The 18460-nt window shown below is 70.8% G+C and carries 13 protein-coding genes; 5 read left to right on the forward strand and 8 right to left on the reverse strand.

The genetic code is table 11. The features are described 5' to 3' along the window. The first annotated feature begins 30 nt into the window (after positions 1-30). Positions 31-711 carry a GntR family transcriptional regulator gene (locus tag FHR82_RS28470; RefSeq protein WP_184813639.1) on the forward strand — a complete coding sequence of 227 codons (681 nt, stop codon included), beginning with the start codon at positions 31-33 and terminating at the stop codon, positions 709-711. A gap of 136 nt (positions 712-847) precedes the next feature. Next, complete coding sequence (locus FHR82_RS28475; protein ID WP_184813640.1) at positions 848-1216, forward strand: hypothetical protein; 369 nt, start codon at positions 848-850, stop codon at positions 1214-1216. 78 nt (positions 1217-1294) lie between these two features. On the opposite strand, the gene FHR82_RS28480 is transcribed toward FHR82_RS28475, so the two are convergent. The 7 genes from FHR82_RS28480 to FHR82_RS28510 all read right to left on the reverse strand — a co-directional run bounded on the left by FHR82_RS28480 (position 1295) and on the right by FHR82_RS28510 (position 14452). Further along, complete coding sequence (locus FHR82_RS28480; protein WP_184813641.1) at positions 1295-2467, reverse strand: hypothetical protein; 1173 nt, start codon at positions 2465-2467, stop codon at positions 1295-1297. A 186-nt stretch (positions 2468-2653) separates the two neighbouring features. After that, positions 2654-8662 (reverse strand): ThuA domain-containing protein, encoded by a 6009-nt coding sequence (locus FHR82_RS28485; RefSeq protein ID WP_184813642.1) that lies wholly within the window; start codon positions 8660-8662, stop codon positions 2654-2656. 110 nt (positions 8663-8772) lie between these two features. Beyond that, on the reverse strand, positions 8773-9630 hold the full coding sequence (locus FHR82_RS28490; protein ID WP_184813643.1) for a sugar phosphate isomerase/epimerase family protein: 858 nt from the start codon (positions 9628-9630) through the stop codon (positions 8773-8775). Positions 9631-9643: 13 nt separating this feature from the next. Next, positions 9644-10846, reverse strand: coding sequence for a substrate-binding domain-containing protein (locus FHR82_RS28495; protein WP_184813644.1), 1203 nt, complete (start codon positions 10844-10846; stop codon positions 9644-9646). A gap of 35 nt (positions 10847-10881) precedes the next feature. Then, a complete protein-coding gene (locus tag FHR82_RS28500; protein WP_184813645.1) occupies positions 10882-11892 on the reverse strand; it encodes an ABC transporter permease in 1011 nt (336 codons plus the stop codon). After that, positions 11889-12956, reverse strand: coding sequence for an ABC transporter permease (locus FHR82_RS28505; RefSeq protein WP_184813646.1), 1068 nt, complete (start codon positions 12954-12956; stop codon positions 11889-11891). Before FHR82_RS28505 ends, FHR82_RS28500 begins: the two co-directional genes overlap by 4 nt. Continuing rightward, the gene (locus FHR82_RS28510) at positions 12953-14452 is read right to left on the reverse strand and encodes a sugar ABC transporter ATP-binding protein (RefSeq protein ID WP_184813647.1); all 1500 of its coding nucleotides are present in this window, start codon (positions 14450-14452) and stop codon (positions 12953-12955) included. Before FHR82_RS28510 ends, FHR82_RS28505 begins: the two co-directional genes overlap by 4 nt. A 108-nt stretch (positions 14453-14560) precedes the next feature. Here FHR82_RS28510 and FHR82_RS28515 point away from each other — a divergent pair, with 108 nt between their 5' ends. After that, positions 14561-15769 carry an ROK family transcriptional regulator gene (locus FHR82_RS28515; RefSeq protein ID WP_184813648.1) on the forward strand — a complete coding sequence of 403 codons (1209 nt, stop codon included), beginning with the start codon at positions 14561-14563 and terminating at the stop codon, positions 15767-15769. On the opposite strand, the gene FHR82_RS28520 is transcribed toward FHR82_RS28515, so the two are convergent. Beyond that, positions 15747-17015: a cation:proton antiporter gene (locus tag FHR82_RS28520; RefSeq protein ID WP_184813649.1), complete on the reverse strand. Its 1269-nt coding sequence runs from the start codon at positions 17013-17015 to the stop codon at positions 15747-15749. The genes FHR82_RS28515 and FHR82_RS28520 overlap by 23 nt on opposite strands. Positions 17016-17108: 93 nt before the next feature. Here FHR82_RS28520 and FHR82_RS28525 point away from each other — a divergent pair, with 93 nt between their 5' ends. Both FHR82_RS28525 and FHR82_RS28530 read left to right on the forward strand, forming a co-directional pair. Continuing rightward, positions 17109-17948, forward strand: coding sequence for a hypothetical protein (locus FHR82_RS28525; protein WP_184813650.1), 840 nt, complete (start codon positions 17109-17111; stop codon positions 17946-17948). 52 nt (positions 17949-18000) lie between these two features. Then, positions 18001-18459: an NfeD family protein gene (locus tag FHR82_RS28530; protein ID WP_225943906.1), complete on the forward strand. Its 459-nt coding sequence runs from the start codon at positions 18001-18003 to the stop codon at positions 18457-18459. Position 18460: the final 1 nt, after the last annotated feature.

Raw genomic sequence — 18460 nt, forward strand, 5'->3', positions numbered from 1 at the left:
CAAGACCCCCTGAGAGACCGGCGAGACCACATGACCGACACGAAGCCGCTCCCCCGGGCGACACTGGGCAGGCAGATCCGCGACGCGCTCGTGCGCCGCATCGTGTCGGGCGAGCTGGCGCCGGGCGAACGCCTGGTGGAGACCCGGATCGCGGAGGACTACGGCACGAGCCAGGCCCCCGTCCGCGAGGCGCTCCGCGAGCTCGAGGCCATCGGCATGGTCGAGACGAGGCCGCGCAGGGGCACGTTCGTGCGGCACTTCATCCAGCAGACGCTGCGGGAGAGCTACGTCGTGCGCGCGGCGCTCGAGGAGGCGGCGACCCGCCTGGCGCTACCGGCGGGCACGGTCCCGTTCGAGGCACTGCACGCCGACGTGACCGCGATGCGCGAGGCCGCCGACCGCGGTGACGTGCAGGCGGTCGGCTCGGCGAGCGTGTCGTTCCACCGGCACGTCATCGACGCGGCGGGCAACGAGCTGCTGAAGGGCGCGTGGGAGGCGCTGCAGATCGAGGCCCGCACGGCGGTCACCCTGCTGGCGGTCGAGCCCGCGCTGCCCGAGGTCGCGGAGGAACACGCGGAGCTGCTGGCGGTGCTGGAGTCGGGTGACCTGGCGGCCGCGTGCCTGCTGACCCGCGACCACCAGTGGCACTACGCCGACCTCCCCCACGACGCCCACGGCCGCGCCCGCGACTCCGGCAACCCGGACCGGTAGCCACCGAGGTCGCCTGACACCCGATCAGGTGAGTTGCCACGGGGAGTAGAACTCGGATGCACGTGCAGCCGCCGTACGAGTGATGCACGTGCAGATGCCTTCTGCAAATTGCATGTGCGGCGTACTATCACCTTCCGTGACCAGTACAGCGAAACATGTCACGCAGCGCCGTGATCCAACCCCGGTGCTGCGGCAGGCGGTGCAGACCGCGCAACGAAGGCTGTTACTCAGCGACCGCGACCTCGCGGACGTCAACGAGGCGCTGGCGAGCCTGTTCGCGGAACTCGCCCCGATCCACGACCAGCTCGCGGCAGCCGCGGCCGCCGCACCCGGCGGCCCGCTGGCGGCTGTGCTCGACCAGCTGCGCGTCAGCTTCGGCCACGCCGTCGACGGCCGTCCCGAACCCGCCATCAACGGCGTGATCACCGCCGCCACGACCGCCATCCGCCTCGCCGACGCCGCCACCCTGGAGCGCGAGTACGCCGACGCCGCCCGCTGGCGCTGACCGACCCCGATCCGCGCCGCCCCCGGCAACGCGAACGGGGACCGGCGAGTCGCCGGCCCCCGTCAGGACTTGCTCAGGTCACGCACGCGGCGCGAAGTAGCCGAACACGTCGACGATGGCGTCCGGATAGTTCACGTGGTTGTACACATCCACCGCCCGGTCGACGCCCAGGGGCACGACCGCCTGGTTCGACGCGATCTGCAGCGAGTACAGGTTCAGCGTCGACGTCGCCGGGAGGGGCGTCCCCGCCTGGTGGGCGGTCAGGTGCGTGTAGGTGCCGTAGTCGCCGATGCCGGTCAGGTTGAACGACACCGTCTCGGCCTCGGCCGGGACGACGGTGCCCAGCGGGACGCGACGGGTGCCGCGGTGGGTCAGCGAGGTCGACTCGCGGGAGTCGAAGGCGCGGACCGGGTCGATCGGGTGGAACGCGTCGCCGTCGGCGGAGTAGTAGCCGAGGAGGTCGACGAAGGCGTCCACCGAGCCCGCGTTGTTGCGGACGCTGAGCCACCGGTCATCGGCGTCGATCCCGACGATCGCCTTGTTCGCGACGACCGAGCCCAGCCTGACGTTCACCACCGACGTGGCCAGCGACGGGAACCGGCCGCCGTCCACCGCGAGGAACGTGTTCGTCGTCGGCGCGTACGCGGTCACGTTCACCGCGACCGCCGTCGCGTCGGCGGGGATCCGGCCGTCCAGCGGCGCGCTGATCACGCCGCCAGCGGGGATCCGCGTGTCGTGGTCCCGCGTGTCGAACAACCGGTGCGGGGTCACGGCGTTGAAGTACGCGCCCGCACCGGTCGAGTAGTAGCCGACCAGGTCCGCCACCAGGTTGACGTTCCCGTTGCGGTTGTACAGCGTCACCCACGGGCGCTCGTCGTCGACGACGACCGTCGCCTCGTTCGAGCGGGTCTCCATCGTCCGCACGTTGAGGTTCGACACCCCCGGTCGTGGCGCCCATCTGTCGTGCGCGGTGATGAACGTGGCGACGGTCGGCGACACGGCCGTCACGTTCAGGACCACCGCGGTCGTGCCGGCGGGCACGCGGTCCGCGAGGTTGACGCTGACGCCGCCGCCCGGACCGACCGGCATGCTGTCGCGGGTGTCGAGCACCCGCACCGGGTCGACCGCCGTGTACGACGAGCCGGCCTCAGCAGCGGCGGGCGACTGCTCGGCGGCCGCCTGGCTGACGGAGCCCGCCAGTGTCAGACCGGCCAGACCTGCCGCGAGCACGCCAAAGAAACGCTTGCGCATTGGATTGAACCCCCAGTTTGGTTCCCCCGCCGAAGGGGACTCCCTTCGGCGGCAATGGAAGACGCCGGGACACCGAAGGGGTTGCGAGGGTCGCGAAAGAATTTCGACGCCGGGGAGGGCCCCGGTGCCGGCACCTGGAGCGCCGGCACCGGGGTGGGGGACCGGCCGGCACCGGTCCCCCGTCCGTCACACGGTCAGCGGTGCCCGCAGCGCCGCCGCGATCGCGACGAGCTGTGCGCGGGTGTCCGCGTTCCGGACCGTGTTCGCCACCTTGGTGAACCGGTCGAGCGCCTGTGCCGCGGGCCGGTTGAGGCCGGCCCTGGCCAGGTGCTCGGCGGTCGAGAGGTGGACGTAGAGCTGGAGGTAACTCGCCAGCCCCACCTTTCCTTCGAACCGGTACCGCACCAGGAGGTCGGCCGCGGTGTCCCACGTGACCGTCACGACGAACGGCACGTTGACCTCCTTGGCGTTGCCCGCCTCGTCGGTGGCCACGACCCGCAGCTCGTGCGCACCCGCGGTCGGTTCGACCGACAGCGGGGTCTGGACGCGCTTGCCGTCCAGCTCCACCAGCACCGACGCGACACCCGACGCCGGGTCGTCCGCCGTGGCGCCGAGCGACAGCGCGGTGCCGACGACGTACTGCCCGTCTGCCTCGACACCGGTCACCGACACCGCGGGTGCCGACTTGTCGACCAGCGCGGTCGCCGGGACCGCGGCGGAGACGTTGCCCGCCGCGTCGACCGCGCGGAACTCCAGTGCGTGGCTGCCGTCCTGGTCCAGCACCACCGGTGCCGTGTAGGCGGCCCACTCACCTTCGCCCGCCCGGTATTCGACGCGGACCTCGCCTTGCCGGTCGTCGGCCGCCGTCGCGGTGACCGTCGCCGAGCCGCGGTGCCAGCCGTTCGCACCGTCCGGTGTGGACACCGCGACCTCGACCGTCGGCGCGGTCCGGTCCGGGGACCCGACCTTGAAGTAGTCGAACCCGACGGTCACCGGCGCGGTCTGCTCCGGGCCGATCGCCATCAGGCCGACCGAACCCAGCTCGGCGTCGTTGGTGACCGGCTGACCGAGCGACGTCCAGTTGACGCCGCCGTCGCTGATCTCCGCCGCGTACTCGTTGCCCGTCTTGGTGAGCCGCAGGAAGAACCAGCCGCTCTCGGACGAGTCCGCGATGTCGATGTTCCGGTTGCCGCCGTTGCCGAACTGACCGTCCTTCTCGGACACCAGCTCCGCGTGCAGGTTCGTCGCCGTGCCGCTCTCGTTCTGCGCGATCACGTCGAACTTGACGTAGTTGTCGTCGTCGCCGTACACGACCAGGCCCGCCAGCTGCCACCGGTGCAGCATCGACGGCGTCACCTTCGTCTCGACCGTCCAGTCCCCGTCCGGGACCTTCTGCAACACGAAGTTGCGTGGCGAGTCGTTGTTGGCACCGTTGATGTCACCCGGCTGCGTCCTGATCCTCAGCTGACCGTCCGCCATGGACACGTTGGCCGAGTCGTAGCGCACCACGTCCGTCCACCGGCACCCGTCGACCGCGGCGCCGTCGAACTCGTCGGTCGCCTCGCGCTCACCGGTGTCGGTGGTGTCCGGCATGACCGTGAAGTGGTCGAACACGGCGTCCACGCTGTGCGCCGCGGTGTCGCCCGCGGCCATCAGCCCGACCTTCGCACCAGGGAGCACGACCGCAGCACCAGGAAGCGCCGTCCAGTTCTGGCCGTCCGTGGAGTACGCGGCGGTCAGGTTCGACCCGTCACTGACGAGCTTCAGGTGCGCGGTCGCCGGGAAGTCCGCGGGCAGTGTCACGTTGGCGTGCCACGTCCTGCTCCCGTCGGCCTCGGTCTGGAACTCGAGCAGCCGCCCGCCGGAGTTGTTGCGGGTGAACGCCAGCTTGACGTAGTCGTCGTCGCTGCCGTGCACCAGCATCCCGGCGTGCTGCCACTCACGGGTGTGCGCGAGCGACACCGCGGTCGTCGCGGTCCACTCGCCCGGCCGCATCGCCTGGCCGACGAAGCTGATCGGCCCCTCGGCGGCCTCGTTGATGTCGCCGCCCGTGACCGGCAGCACCAGCTTGCCGCCCTCGATCCGCACCGGCAGGTCCGGGCCGTTCCGGACGGTCGACCACCGGGTGCGGTTCAGCGAGTCGCCGTCGAACGCGTCCGTGCCCTGCACGAGGCAGGTCGGACCCGGCTCGGGCTCCGGGCCGGTGCCCGGCGTCCACGCCTCGTCGTCGAGCGTCCACCCGCTGAACTCGACCTCGCTGGTGGCGGCCGCGTTGTGCGCGGTCACCGCGAGCCCGATGTCCTGGACGGAACCGGCGTTCGGCAGCGTGACCGGGTCGCCGACGGCGGTGAAGTTCTCGCCGTCCTTGCTCCAGTACGCGGTGTACGAGTCGCCGTCGCGCACCAGCCGCACCCACGAGGGGTACGAGGTGGTGCCGGCACCGGTGCTCGCGTCGAGCTGGCCGTTGCCGTCGCTGTCGCGCAGCCACTCGAACCCGCCGCTCGGCCGGATCGCCAGCATCGCGTACCCCGGCGACTTCCCGGGTTGGGTGATGTCGTCGCGGACGATGATCCCGGCCTTCGCGGAGCCTGCCGAGTTGCCCTGCCGCTCGATCTTCACCGTGGCCGTCCACTCGGTACCGACCGCGCCCGGCAGGTACACCGAGCCGTACTCGTCGGTGCCCTGCCACATGTTCGCGCCACCGGCGTTGACGACCCACGTGTCGGTGTCCGGCCGGTCGTACGTGGCGGTGACGTTGTTGTACGTCTGCCAGTCGCCGTAGAGGTCACCGACCTCGACCTGCACGATCCGGGACGTCGTCGACGCGCCCTTGTCGTTGGTGGCGACCGCGGTCAGCTTGTACCGCGCCTCGTTCGCCGCGTTCCAGGTGACCTCGTACGGCGCCGACTCGTCGACACCGATCGACTGGCCGTCGGCGAAGAACTCGACCTTGGTGACCGTGTTCTCCGCGTCGGTCGCCGACGCCCGGACCGCGATCTCGCCCGGTTCCAGGTCGGCCTCCGGCGTCGGTGCGGTCACCGCGACCTTCGGCTTGGAGGTCGGCGACGCGCCCTTGCCGTCGGCCTCGACGAAGTTCAGCCGCCGCTCCCCGGCACCGGGGAACACCGCATACAGCGTGAACGACTCGCCGGGGTCGTCGACCGCCACGGACACGTCCACATAGGACACCGGGCCGGTCGCGGGGACCTGCGCGGTGCCCAGCAGCGGGCCGTCCGGTGCGTCGCGGCGCAGCTCGATCGCGCCTGCCGCGTTCGCGGACGCCCGGACCACGAGCGCGTCCACGTTGTGCAGGTTCACCGGGTCGTACGCCGCCCACGCGCCGTTCTGGCCGGTGATCGCGTCGCCGTGGCCCTCCACGTCCCGTGACGGGCCGGTCGTGACGTCGGAGGAGGAGTCGAAGAACTCCGCCTCCCGCTGCTTCGGGAACAGCAGCGTGGTGTCCGACCCGGTGAGCGCGGGGATGCCGCCCTCGCCGCCGGAGTCGGTGTACCGGCCGTCGATCGCGTAGAAGACGTTCATGCCCTCGCCGTGCCCGCCGCCGAGCGACGCCTCGACCGAACCCGTCCTGCCGTGCAGCGGCTCACCGGGGTGGGCGTGCTCGTCGTGGCCGAGCGCGGGCTGGATGATCACGTCCGCGTCGTCGATCGTCGCGTCCTCGGCGTCGGAGACGTCGAGCTGCCAGGAGACCTCGTCACCGAAGTCGAAGAACGCGCCGGTCGGCGGCAGCTGGAAGTCCACCTCCGGTCTCGTGTTGCCGACCGTGATCGGCACCGTGGTGGTGCCGGTCTTGCCCGCCGGGTCGGTCACCGTGAGCCGCGCGCTGTAGACGCCGTTCTCGGTGAACGTGTACGACGGCGACACCTCCGTCGAGTCGGTCGTGCCGTCCCCGGTGAAGTCCCACGCGTACGTGAGCGCCTCGTTCTCCGGGTCCGTGCTCGCCTCCCCGTTGAAGGTCACCTCGAGCGGCGCGTGCCCGGAGTCGGGGGTCGCGGTCGCCTTCGCCGTCGGGGACCGGGAACCGGACACGTAGTCCACCCGGTACAGGCCCGAGTTCGGGTTGTCACGGCCGAAACCGCCACCCCAGTCGAGCACGTACATCGAGCCGTCGGCCCCGAACTTCGAGTCGATCGGCGCGAGGAACTGCGTCTCCGGCAGGAACGGGTTGACCTTCTCTACCGTCCCGGCCCGGTCGCCGTCGCCCGGGATGATCGAGTACATCTTGTTCCGCGACCACTCGTAGAAGAACGCCTTGCCGTCGTAGGAGGACGGGAACTTGGTGTCCGAGGCGAGGTCCGGGTCGTAGTCGTAGAACGGGCCGCCCATCGGCGCGAGACCGCCACCCTGCGGGATGACCTCCGGCACCGAGGACCGCTGGTAGCCGTACCACATCTGGGCGGGCTTGGCGGGCGGCAGGTTCACCAGGCCGGTGTTGCGGATCGAGTCGTTCACCGGGTTGGCGCAGTCGAAGAACGCGCCGACCGTCACCGGGTTGGTCCGGTAGTCGACGTCCCGGAACGGCTCGTTGTTCCCCATGCACAGCGGCCAGCCGTAGAAGCCGGGCTCGCTGATGAGGTTCCACTCCACGATGCCGGCCGGCCCGCGGTTCGCGAGGTTGTCGGTGCCGTTGTCCGGCGCGTAGTCGGCCACGCCGAGCGCACCGGTCTTCGGGTCGATCGCGAACCGGAACGGGTTGCGGAAGCCCATCGCGTAGATCTCGGGACGGGTCTTCTCCGTGCCGGGGGCGAACATGTTGCCCTCGGGGATGGTGTACGTGCCGTCCGCCTGCGGGACGATCCGCAGCACCTTGCCGCGCAGGTCGTTGGTGTTGGCCGAGGTGGCCCGCGCGTCGTGGAACGTACCGTCCCGCTCGGACAGTGGCGCGTAGCCGCCGGACGGCTCGGAGTGCGGGTTCACGTCGTCGCCGACGCCGAGGTACAGCGACCCGTCGGGACCGAAGTCCAGACCGCCACCGGTGTGGCCCGGCTCGTCGGGCAGGCGCCGCGCCGGCACGTCGAGGAGCACCTTCTCCGACGCGGGATCGATCTGCGAACCCTCGCCGACCGTGAAGCGGGACAACCGGTTGACGAAGTTGTCGGGGTTCGTGTCGTCGCCGCTCGCGGGCGAGTAGTAGACGTACAGCCAGCCGTTGTCGGCGAAGTTCGGGTCGAGCGTGATGCCGAGCAGGCCGTCCTCACCGCCCGAGTACACCGGGATGGTGATCGCGGTCGAGGTGGTCTGCGCCTGCGGGTCGTACACGCGGATCTGGCCGCGGACCAGCTCGGTGAAGAACACGCGGCCGTCCGGCGCGACGTCGATCGCGTACGGCGCGCTGGTGTTCTGGTCCAGTGGGACGCGCTCGAACTGGTCCCACACGGTGCCGCCGCAGTCGCCTGCCTCCAGACCGGCCGCCCACTTCACGCCGCCCAGGATGTGTTCCACCAGCCCGGTTTCCTGCGTGTAGTGCGCGCCGAAGTGACCCATGCCGGTCATCCAGGCGCGGCCGCCGTCGTACGGCTTGCACCACGAGATCGGGTGGTCGTAACCCATCCTGTTGGAGCCGGGGTCGTAGGTCGACTCGTCCATGGTGGCCAGCACGTGTGCGTCGCCGCGGACGTTCGCCGAGAAGTTGTACCACTCGTCGGCGCGGTTCCAGCGCTGCGGGAGGTGCTTGGTCGACGGGTGCGTGCGGTCCTCGACGCGGACCGTCCCCGGCAGGCCGGGGCTCGAACCGGTGGCGGCGTGACCGGGCATGAGCGCGCCGATCATCTCGTCCCACCAGGTGTAGTTGCCGCGCATGTCGGTCGCGTTGTGGATCGCGACGATGCCGCCGCCCGCCTGCATGTAACGTTCCAAAGCGGCTTTCTCGTCGGCGTTCCACGGGTCGCCGGAGGCCTGGAACATGACGAGCGCGTCGAAGTGCGCGAGGTCCTCGTCGTTGAACACCGACGAGTCCTCGGTGTGCTCCGAGGTGATGCCGGCGTCCGCGAAGGTCTGGGTGAGCACGGGCACGCCCTGCTCGATCGCCTCCGTGTGGCGGAACTGGGTGGTCTTGGTGAAGATCAGGACGTGGGCGTCGCCGTGCGGCCCGGGATGGGCCACCGCTGGCGCGGCGCCGAGCATGGAGATCGCCATCGCGCCGGCGACCGCGCCGGCCAGGGATCTGCGTAGGTTCATGAGCGTAGTGCCCTCTCCACTGAGGAGACTGCAGCGGGGAAACTGCAGCGGGAACAGCTTCTGCGTGCCATGACCCGCGCGGCGTGCCGGCGCCGTCGGGGAACTCGGTACTACGGCATCACCTTCCTCAGGAAGGCAAGGCCGTCGGTGGCGATGGCGTCCTGCGTCCGTGCGAGCGGGCGCCACACCGATGCCGCGGTCGCGATGGTCGCGTTCTCCGCGGTGAACGACTCGATCACGAGCGGGCCGCGGTAGCCCACGTCGTCCAGCGCACCGAGGAAAGCCTGCCAGTCCAGGTGGTCCGCGCCGGGCGCGCCGCGATCGTTCGCGCACACCTGGACGTGCACCAGCCGCGGCCCGGCCTTCCGGACGGCCGCCGCCATGTCGGTCTCCTCGATGTTCATGTGGTAGATGTCGAGCGCGATGCCGCAGGTGTCCGGCAGGCCGTCGAGTGCGTCGAGGGTCTGGTCGACGGTGTTGAGCAGGCTGGTCTCGTAGCGGTTCAGCGGTTCCACGCCGATCCGCACCCCGGCCGCGACCGCGTGCTCGGCGACGGGCGCGAGCCCGTCGCGCAGCTCGGCGTAGCGGGTTCTCCGTTCCTCGTCGGACATCCGCCAGGTGCGGCCGACCGACGCGTACGCGGGTCCGGAGATGGCCGGCGCGCCGACCGCCGCCGCGACGTCCACCACGTGCTTCAGGTAGTCCTGTGTGGACAGCACGGTGGTGGCGCCGGCGGCGACCAGCTCCCGCCCCTCGCCCATCACGAGCACGACCGAGGCGGCCAGCCCGTGATCGGCGAGGAGCGCGGCGGCGCGCCCGGGGTCCCAGTCACCAGGGTTCTCGACCGGCAGTTCGACGACGTCGAACCCCCAGCCCGCGATCCTGGGTACCAGCTCGGTGAGTGCGGTGTCCGTGAGCGGTGAGGCCCAGACCCACGTGTTGACCCCGAGCGCGTGCGCCATCGTCATACTCCCGCGGTCCTCAGCGATCTTTCCAGGCGTTGGGGAAGCCCGGCAGGTCCTCGCCGCCGAACTTGGCGTAGTGCAGGCTCGGCATGTCCTTGTTGCGCTCGAGGTACTCGTCGCGGTCGGCGTCGGTGATCGGCTCCTGCGGCAGCACCCACTCGCTCGGCACCTGCTCGCCCTTCCAGATCTTCACCGCGGCGAGGATCGGCGTGCGCCACTGGAAGTTCGAGTAGACCGGCGCGATCGCGGTCATGCCGGTGTCCTTCCACTTGCGCATGAACGACAGCTCGTCCTCACCGGCGAACACCGGGAGGTCCTTGCCGGAGTCCTCGAAGGCCTCGACCGCCGCGACCGCGCCGTCGCCCGCGTCCATCCAGATGCCGTCGACGTCACCGCGCTGCAGGTACTGGGTGACGATGTCCTTGATCTTCGCGCCGTCGCCGCCGGTGAACTCGTCGCCGAGCACCTCGAGGTCGCTGTCGCCGAAGATCTGCTGCGCCGCGGCCCAGCGGTGCTCCAGCACGTCCACGCCAGGCAGGATGCGGAGGGCGAGCACCTTCGAGCCCGGCTCCAGCTTCTCCACCAGGAACTCGGCCGCGTCCGCGCCGTACGCGTAGCCGCCGATCGGGTGGATGAACGTGACCATGCAGTCGGTGTTGACACCGCGGTCGAACACGATCACCGGCACACCGCTCTCACAGGCGGTCTCGACGGCAGGGGTGAGGGTCGCGGTGGTGGACGGCGAGATGATGATCGCGTTGCAGTCGCCCGCGTCCACGAACGCCTGGATGTCGGAGATCTGCTGGTTGTCGTCGTCGCCGGCGTCCGAGACGCGGAAGTCGCTGATCTCACCGGCCTGCTTGAGGACCTCCACCTGCTGCTGCATGGTGATGAAGCCGGTGACGCGCCACGGGTTGGAGACCGACGCGTTGGAGAAGCAGAGGGTCTTGCCGTCCTGCTTGAACTCCGCGGTGTCGACCAGCTCGGGCTGGATCATCTGCAGCCACGGCTGGTCGGCCGGGCCCTGCGGCTCCTGCTCCCGCTGCGCGAGCTGCTTGTCGTACTCGGCCTGGACGAACCACTCGCCGTCCGAGGACTGCTCCTGCTCCGTCTCACCGCCGCCGCCGGGTGGCTGGTCGGTCGGGGTGTCGGTGGCGCAGGCGGTGAGCGTGAGTGCCGCGGCCGCCAAGCCTGCGACGAGGACACGCGTTCTCCGCATGGGTTCCTCCTGGGGTTCGGGGAGCTTTCAGGTGGCTAGGACTGGGGAAGGAACGGCCTGCGCCGCTCCCGTGCGGCCCACGCGACGGCCGCGACGATGATCAGGCCCTGCACGGTCGGCCGGATGGTCGACGGCAGGCTCAGCTGGTTGAACAAGGTGAACAGCGCTTCGACGGTCAACGCACCCGCCATCGCGGCCAGCACGGTGCCCCGGCCGCCGCCGAGGACCACGCCACCGAGGACCACTGCCGTGATCGCGGTGAACTCCAGGCCCTCGCCGACCTGTGCGGTGACGCCCGCGTAGCCCCCGATGAGCACGCCCGCGAGCGTGGCCAGCACGCTCGACAGCACGAACGCGATCGTGCGCACCCACCAGACCCGGACACCGGCGAACGCCGCCGCCTTCTCGTTGTCCCCGGCCGCGACCAGCGTGCGGCCGAACGGTTTCCGCATGAACACCACCGCGACGACCACCACCGCGGCGGCGACCAGCAGCGCCCACGGCAGCTGCCGCAGCACCGGCATGTCGATCCCCTCGCGACCGACCTGCCGGAACCCTTCGGACAGCGCGCCGGTGGGCGCGCCGCCGGTCCAGAGCCGGATCGCGCCGTACAGCACGAGCATCATGCCGAGCGTGGCGATCAGCGAGTGCACCTTCAGCACGGTGACCACGAGCCCGTTGACGAGCCCGACCAGCACCCCGAACGCGAGCATCAGGAGCAGGACCGGGACGGTGCGGCTCTCCTGGCCGTCGATCACCGCGGCCGCGATCACGACCTGCGCGCCGACGAGCGACCCGACCGAGAGGTCCAGCTCCCCGCACACGATCACGAGGTACTGCCCCACGGCCAGGACCACGAGCGGCGCCGCCTTCTTCGCGAACGCCATCAACGACGGCGGCTCGAAGAAACTCGGGTTGAGGAACAGGATCGCGACGAAGACGAGCACCAGCAACGCGAACACGGTGGCGCTGCCACCACCGAACAACCTGGCTGCCACGGCGACACCCGGCCTGGTCGCCTTCTTCTCGGGAGCGGTGGTCGTCATCGGTCCGCCCCCTGTCCTGCCGGTACCGGTTCGTCCGGGACCGGATCCTTCGGCGGGCCACCGTTCCCGCCCGGGCCGAACCTGGGTCTGCTCGCCCTGCGGTCGATCTGCCTGCGGGCGTAGATGGCGACCGCGGCGATGATCACGACGCCGCGCAGTACGTCCTTGAAGAACGGGTCGACCTGCAGGATGTTGAACACCGTGTCCAGCACCGCCAGGATCAGCACCCCGGCGAGCGTCCCGGCGATCCCGCCCCGGCCGCCCATCAGCAGCGTCCCGCCGAGCACGACCGCGGCGATCGAGTCCAGGTCGTAGCCCGAGCTGTAGACCAGCGCGCTGCCCGTGCCGAACCGGGCCGCGATCAGGAGGCCCGCCACCCCGGCCGCCACGGCGCACAGCACGTGCGCCGTCACCAGGACGCGACCGGTGCGGATGCCCGACAGCCGCGCCACGTCCTGGCTGCCGCCGACCGCGAACATGTGGTAGCCCGTCCGGGACCGCCGCAGGTACAGGATGCCCAGCACCACCGCGATCAGCATGACCGCCGTCGACACCGGCAGGAACGCGATCCGGCTGTACCCGAACTGCTGGAACGACGCGGGCACCTCACCGGCGGGGCCCTTGTAGGTGGTGTCCAGGTAGCCCTTGATGATCAGGCCCATGCCCAGCGTGGCGATGAACGGGTTGACCTTCAGCACGGACACGATCAGCCCGTTCAGCAGGCCGATCCCCGCCGCGACGACCAGCACGACCACGATGCCCAGCGGCACCTTCGCCGGGTCACCGGCCATCGTCGTCGCGCCGATCAGGCTGCACAGCGCCATCACGTAGCCGACCGACAGGTCCAGCGACCCGCACAGGATCACGAACGTCTGTCCCAGCGCCACGAACCCCAGCAGGCTCGACCGCGTCAGCATGTCGACGAGGTTCGCCGTGCCGAACAGGTTCCCGCCGTCCACGGCCACCAGCACCGCACCGATCACCAGCACACCCAGCAGAGCCAGGTAGACCATCTCGGTGCTGCCAAGGGACCGCAGACGCGGTTTCCTGTCCACTGTGGTCATGACGTCACCTGGCCCGTCGCGACCTGCATGACCGCCTCCTCGTCGGTGCCCGCCGGCAGCTCGCCCGCGATCCGGCCGTCCCGCAGCACCACGATCCGGTCGGCCATGCCGATGACCTCCTGCAGCTCGGAGGAGATCATCAGGATCGCGACGCCGCGCGCGGACAGCTCGCGCATGAGCGTGTACACCTTCTGCTTCGCCCCGACGTCGATGCCGCGCGTCGGTTCGTCGAGCACGATCACCGCCGGGTCGGTCGCGAGCCACTTGGCGAGCACGACCTTCTGCTGGTTGCCGCCGGACAGGAACCGGACCTCCTGGTCCCCGCCGCGCGACACCAGCTCGAGCGACGACAGGATCCCGGGGATCTGCTTCGCCCTCCGGCCCGACTGCCTCGGCAGCACCGCGTCCAGCACCAGCCGCGCGTTGGCCGCCACGGACTGGTTGAGCGCCAGGCCTTCGGCCTTGCGGTCCTCGGTCACCAACGCGAGCCCCGCCCGCACGGCCTGCCGCGCGGACCGGGGCGACACCCGCTTCCCGTCCACCTCGACCGTGCCGCGGGTGAACCGGGCGACGCCGAACAACGCGTGCGCGATCTCCGTGCGGCCACTGCCCTGCAGTCCGGCCAGTGTCACTATCTCGCCGGCGCGGACCTCGAGGTCGATGCCGTCGAGCTGTTCGTTGCCACCACCGGAGATCCGCAGCCTGGTGTCCCCCAGGGAGGTCTCGGGCAGCTTGTCGGGGAAGAAGCTCGTGATGGGCCGCCCGACCATCTTGCGCACCAGCTCGTCCGGCGTGATGTCCTCGGTGGGCACGGTGTCCACGAGCGCGCCGTCCTTGAGCACGGTGACCCGGTCGGACAGGTCGAAGATCTCCTTGAGCCGGTGCGAGACGTACAGGATGGCCACCCCGCGTTCCCGCAGCATGCGGACGAGCCCGTACAGCAGCTCGACCTCCTCCTCGGCGAGCGCCGCGGTCGGCTCGTCCATGGAGATGATCCGCGCGTCGTAGGACAGCGCCTTGACGATCTCGACGATCTGCTGGCCCGCCACCGAGAGCGTGCTGACCCGGCGCCGAGGGGCGATCGAGGACAGGCCCAGGTCGTCGAGCAGCGCGGCGGTGTCCGCGTTCATGCGGTCGGCGTCGACCATGCCGCGCCTGCGCGGTTCGCGACCGAGGAACACGTTCTCCGCGACCGTGCGCTCTGGCAGCAGGTTGAACTCCTGGAACACGGTCGACACCCCGGCCTGCTGCGCCTGCAGCGGATGGGCGAAGGCGACCTCGCGGCCGGCGAGCTCGATCGTGCCCGCGTCGGCCTGGTAGACCCCGGCCAGCACCTTCATCAGCGTCGACTTGCCGGCGCCGTTCTCCCCCATCAGCGCGTGCACCTCGCCCGCCCGCAGCTCCAGGTCGATGCCGTGGAGCACCTGCACGCCGAGGAAGGACTTCTGGATGCCATGCATCCGCAACACGGTCTCTGTGAGCGGCGCCACTGCCATGCGCATGAACCTAACCCGACTTTTGACACTTAACAATCAAAAGTTGCGATTCTGTTGCCGCGGTATGTTTCGGAAGCCAACGGAACTACGGTGTGTTTCACTGGATAGATGGTGGAAGGCCCGGTCACGAACGGCATCACCGATGGAGGTGGTGCCGGCGCTCTGCTGCGGCTCATGCGGGACGGCAGACCACGTACCCGCTCCGAGCTGGCGGCCATCACCGGGCTCGCCCGCTCGACGATCACGCAGCGCGTCGAAGCGCTGCTGGGCGCCAACTTCGTCCTGCCCGTCGGCGAGGCGACCTCCACGGGCGGCAGGCCACCGACCCAGTTCGCGTTCAACCCGGCCGCCCGCGTCACGCTGTCCGCTGACATCGGCGCCACGCACGCACGGATGGCCGCCACCGACCTCGCGGGCGAGGTCCTCGTCGAGCACCGCGACGACCTGGACGTCGCGCTCGGCCCGGTGCCCGTCCTCGAATGGGTGGTCGCCACCTCGCACGACCTGCTGGCCCAGGTCGCCAGGACACCGAGGGACCTGCTCGGCATTGGGATCGGCCTGCCCGGCCCGGTCGAGCACTCGTCCGGGCGGCCGGTGAACCCGCCGATCATGCCGGGCTGGGACAACTTCGACGTGCAGGGTTACCTGACCGAGCACCTCGGCGGCGTGGTCGCGCTCGTGGACAACGACGTGAACATCATGGCGCTCGGCGAGCACTTCACGCAGTGGCCGACCGCGGCGCACATGATGTTCGTGAAGGTCGCGACCGGTATCGGCAGCGGCCTGATCAGCCACGGCCGCCTGCACCGCGGCGCACAGGGCGCGGCGGGCGACATGGGCCACCTGCAGCTCCCCCACGGCGCGGACATCGTGTGCCGGTGCGGCAACACCGGTTGCCTCGAGGCGGTCGCCAGCGGCGCGGCCATCGCGGCCAAGCTCACCGAACAGGGCCTGCCTGCCAAGTCCAGCCAGGACGTGGTGGCGCTCGCACGTGGCGGCTCGGTCGAGGCACTGCACCTGGTCCGCCAGGCGGGCCGCGACATCGGCGAGGTCCTGGCCGCGGCGGTGAGCCTGTTCAACCCGTCGATCATCGTGATCGGCGGCTCCCTCGCGCAGGCGGGCGAGCACCTGATCGCGGGCGTCCGCGAGGTCGTCTACCGGCGGTCACTTCCGCTGGCCACACAGGACCTGCGCATCGTGCAGTCCCGCACCGGCGACCGCGCGGGCATCATCGGCGCCGCGGTCATGGTCATCGACCACGCGCTCGCACCCACCCAGGTGGACGCGCACATCTTCACGGCCGGTCAGGTCCGCTGACCTGCTCGTCCCGGAGCCGGTCCAGCCGCCGCATCACCGGGGTCGCGCTGATGCCGTGGAGCACGATCGAGCCGATCACCACGAGCGCGACGACCCGCCACACCTGCTCGCCCCCGGTGAAGTCACCGGCCTGCAACCCGTAGGCGACGTAGAACACCGACCCGACGCCCCGCACGCCGAACACGGCGATCGCGCCCCGTTCCCTCGGCCCCGCCCGGCTTCCCGCCAGCGCGACCAGGCTCGCGGCGGGCCGGATGACGACCAGCACGAGCACCGCGACCAGCACCTCGCGCCAGGTGGTGCCCGCCAGCAGCCCGGTCGCGGCGGCCCCGCCGAGCAGGAAGATCACCAGCACGGTGAGCATGCGCTCGACCTGCTCGACGTACTGGTGCAGCACCCGGTGGTAGCCGTGCGACCGCTCACCCGCGCGGATGGTGCACGCGCACACGAACACCGCGACGAAGCCGTAGCCCTCGACGAACTCGGCGGCGCCGTACGCGAGGAAGGTCGCCGCGAGCGCGACGAAGCCCTCCGCGTGCTCGGCGAGGCGGAACCGCTCCGACGGCGCGGCGAAGAACAGCTTGCGCAGCAACCATCCCGCGCCGAGACCGACGAGCACGCCCGCGGCGACGCGCCACACCACGTCGACGGCGAGCCAGTGCGCCAGCCAGCCGTCCGGTGCGACCCCGGCGAGGCTGATCGCGACGGCGGCGTAGGTGAAGGGGAACGCGAGCCCGTCGTTGAGGCCCGCCTCGGAGGTGAGCGCGAACCGCACCTCGTCCTCGTCCTCTTCCGGGTCCTCCGCGGGCTCCGCGACCTGCACCTCGGTCGCCAGCACGGGGTCGGTCGGCGCGATGGCGGCGGCGAGCAGCAACGCGGCCGCCACCCCCATCCCGAGCAGCAGCCCGCCGAGGACCGCGACCACGGCGATCGTGAGCGGCATCGTGATCCCCAGCAGCCGCCACGTGGTGGACCACCGGCGCAGGCCGACCGGTCTGCCGAGCGCGAGCCCGGCACCCATCAGCGAGATGATCACGCACAGCTCGGTGAGGTGGAGCGTGACCGAGGCGTGCTCGGACGGGTCGGGTGCGGGCAGCGGGCCGATGAACCCGAACACGCCTGCCCCGACCCCGAGGAACACCATCGGCATCGACACCGGCGCACGGCCGAGCAACCGGGGCAGGAACGCGGCGGCGAGTGTCGCCGCACCGGCCGCCACGTAGACGACCGCTGCTGTGTCCGCCACGTTTCTCCTTCGGGGTGATCGACGCTGGGCAGTGGTACCCACCGCGGATTACGGCAAACGGAACCGGGCCACCCCACGTCCCGTCCGACGGCTGTGAAGCGCATCCGACTCGTCGCGGCGGGAGCCGTCGCGTGCGTGCTCGCGGGCTGCACCGGACCCGCGGAGCAGCAGGGTGCACCCGCCGAGCCGGTCGAGGTGACGACGCTCGCGATGGACGCCGACGGCTGGGCACCGGGACGGTTCGCCGCGCTCAGCGAGTCACCCATTCACCTCGGCGCGTTCGCCTCCTGGTACGGCCGCGGCGCGGACGGCGAGGACTTCGACGTGGTGACCGACACGGCACCGCCCGGCTCGGCCTACGTCGCGTTCACCGGCAACACGGGCTGCCGGGTACCGGAGGGGATCGAGGTCCACCGGGACGGCGACGACCTGGAGGTGCGGTTCACCGGCGGCACCGACCAGGAGGAGTGCGTGCGGCACATCGGTGCCGGCGTGTACTTCGCGGTACCCGAGGACGCGGTCGACGGTGTGCGCACCGTCAACGGGGACGCGCCGCGTGACCCGGCGGGCCCCGGTGCGCCGGTCGACTTCGTGCCGCTGGGCGACAGCGGGCTCGACCCGGTCCCGCCCGCTGAGTTCGGCACGGACGCGCTGAACGTGCTGCGGACCGCGCTGTTCACCGCACGCCCGGACCACGCGGAGCAGCTGTCGGCCGCGCTCGACCGGGCGGTGCCGGACGGCAAGCGGACGTTCGCGTTCGTGTTGTCCGGCTGCGCCATCGAGGGCGCGGTGCTGGTGCTGGGCCCGGACCACATCACGGCCGACGGGGTCTACCCGAAGGTGCCCGTGGACTGCGAAACGGCGTCGCACTACCTCGCCACCTTCGAGGTCGACGCGGACGACGTGCCGAACGGGATCAACGTCACCGCCTAGCCGGTGCTACGGTGGGTAACAAGGGTGCGCCGGGAAGTCTGGTCGGCAGGTAATGACGCCTGAGCACCGGGAGGCCGCGTTGGAGTTGTGGCTGATCTGGCTGATCATCGCGGTGGTGTTCGGCGTCGCGGAGATCTTCACCCTCACCGCCGCTCTCGGTGTGCTCGGGGCCGCCGCGGCCGTGCCAGCCGTGATCGCCGCACTCGGGTTGCCGCTCCCCCTGCAACTGGCCGCCTTCGTGGTCGCGTCCGTCGCCGGTGTGGTGCTCGTGCGGCCGATCGCGTTGCGGCACATGAGCAGGCCCCAGCTCGAGCGGTTCGGGGTCGACGCGCTGGTCGGCAAGCGCGCGTTCGTGGTCCGCGAGGTCAGCGACCGGGACGGGCTCGTGCGCATCGACGGCGAGGAGTGGTCCGCCCGGTCCTTCGACGACGTCACGGTGATCCCGGAAGGCGCCGTCGTCAACGTGATGCGCATCAGCGGCACCACGGCCTACGTCTACCCACAGGAGTGAA

Source organism: Actinophytocola algeriensis (genome assembly GCF_014203735.1).
Taxonomy (GTDB): domain Bacteria; phylum Actinomycetota; class Actinomycetes; order Mycobacteriales; family Pseudonocardiaceae; genus Actinophytocola; species Actinophytocola algeriensis.

Coding starts and splice junctions, on each gene's coding strand:
- FHR82_RS28470 (WP_184813639.1), top strand. CDS start 31: ATGACCGACACGAAGCCGCTCCCCCGGGCGACACTGGGCAGGCAGATC.
- FHR82_RS28480 (WP_184813641.1), bottom strand. CDS start 2,467: ATGCGCAAGCGTTTCTTTGGCGTGCTCGCGGCAGGTCTGGCCGGTCTG.
- FHR82_RS28485 (WP_184813642.1), bottom strand. CDS start 8,662: ATGAACCTACGCAGATCCCTGGCCGGCGCGGTCGCCGGCGCGATGGCG.
- FHR82_RS28490 (WP_184813643.1), bottom strand. CDS start 9,630: ATGACGATGGCGCACGCGCTCGGGGTCAACACGTGGGTCTGGGCCTCA.
- FHR82_RS28495 (WP_184813644.1), bottom strand. CDS start 10,846: ATGCGGAGAACGCGTGTCCTCGTCGCAGGCTTGGCGGCCGCGGCACTC.
- FHR82_RS28500 (WP_184813645.1), bottom strand. CDS start 11,892: ATGACGACCACCGCTCCCGAGAAGAAGGCGACCAGGCCGGGTGTCGCC.
- FHR82_RS28505 (WP_184813646.1), bottom strand. CDS start 12,956: ATGACCACAGTGGACAGGAAACCGCGTCTGCGGTCCCTTGGCAGCACC.
- FHR82_RS28510 (WP_184813647.1), bottom strand. CDS start 14,452: ATGGCAGTGGCGCCGCTCACAGAGACCGTGTTGCGGATGCATGGCATC.
- FHR82_RS28515 (WP_184813648.1), top strand. CDS start 14,561: ATGGTGGAAGGCCCGGTCACGAACGGCATCACCGATGGAGGTGGTGCC.
- FHR82_RS28530 (WP_225943906.1), top strand. CDS start 18,001: ATGACGCCTGAGCACCGGGAGGCCGCGTTGGAGTTGTGGCTGATCTGG.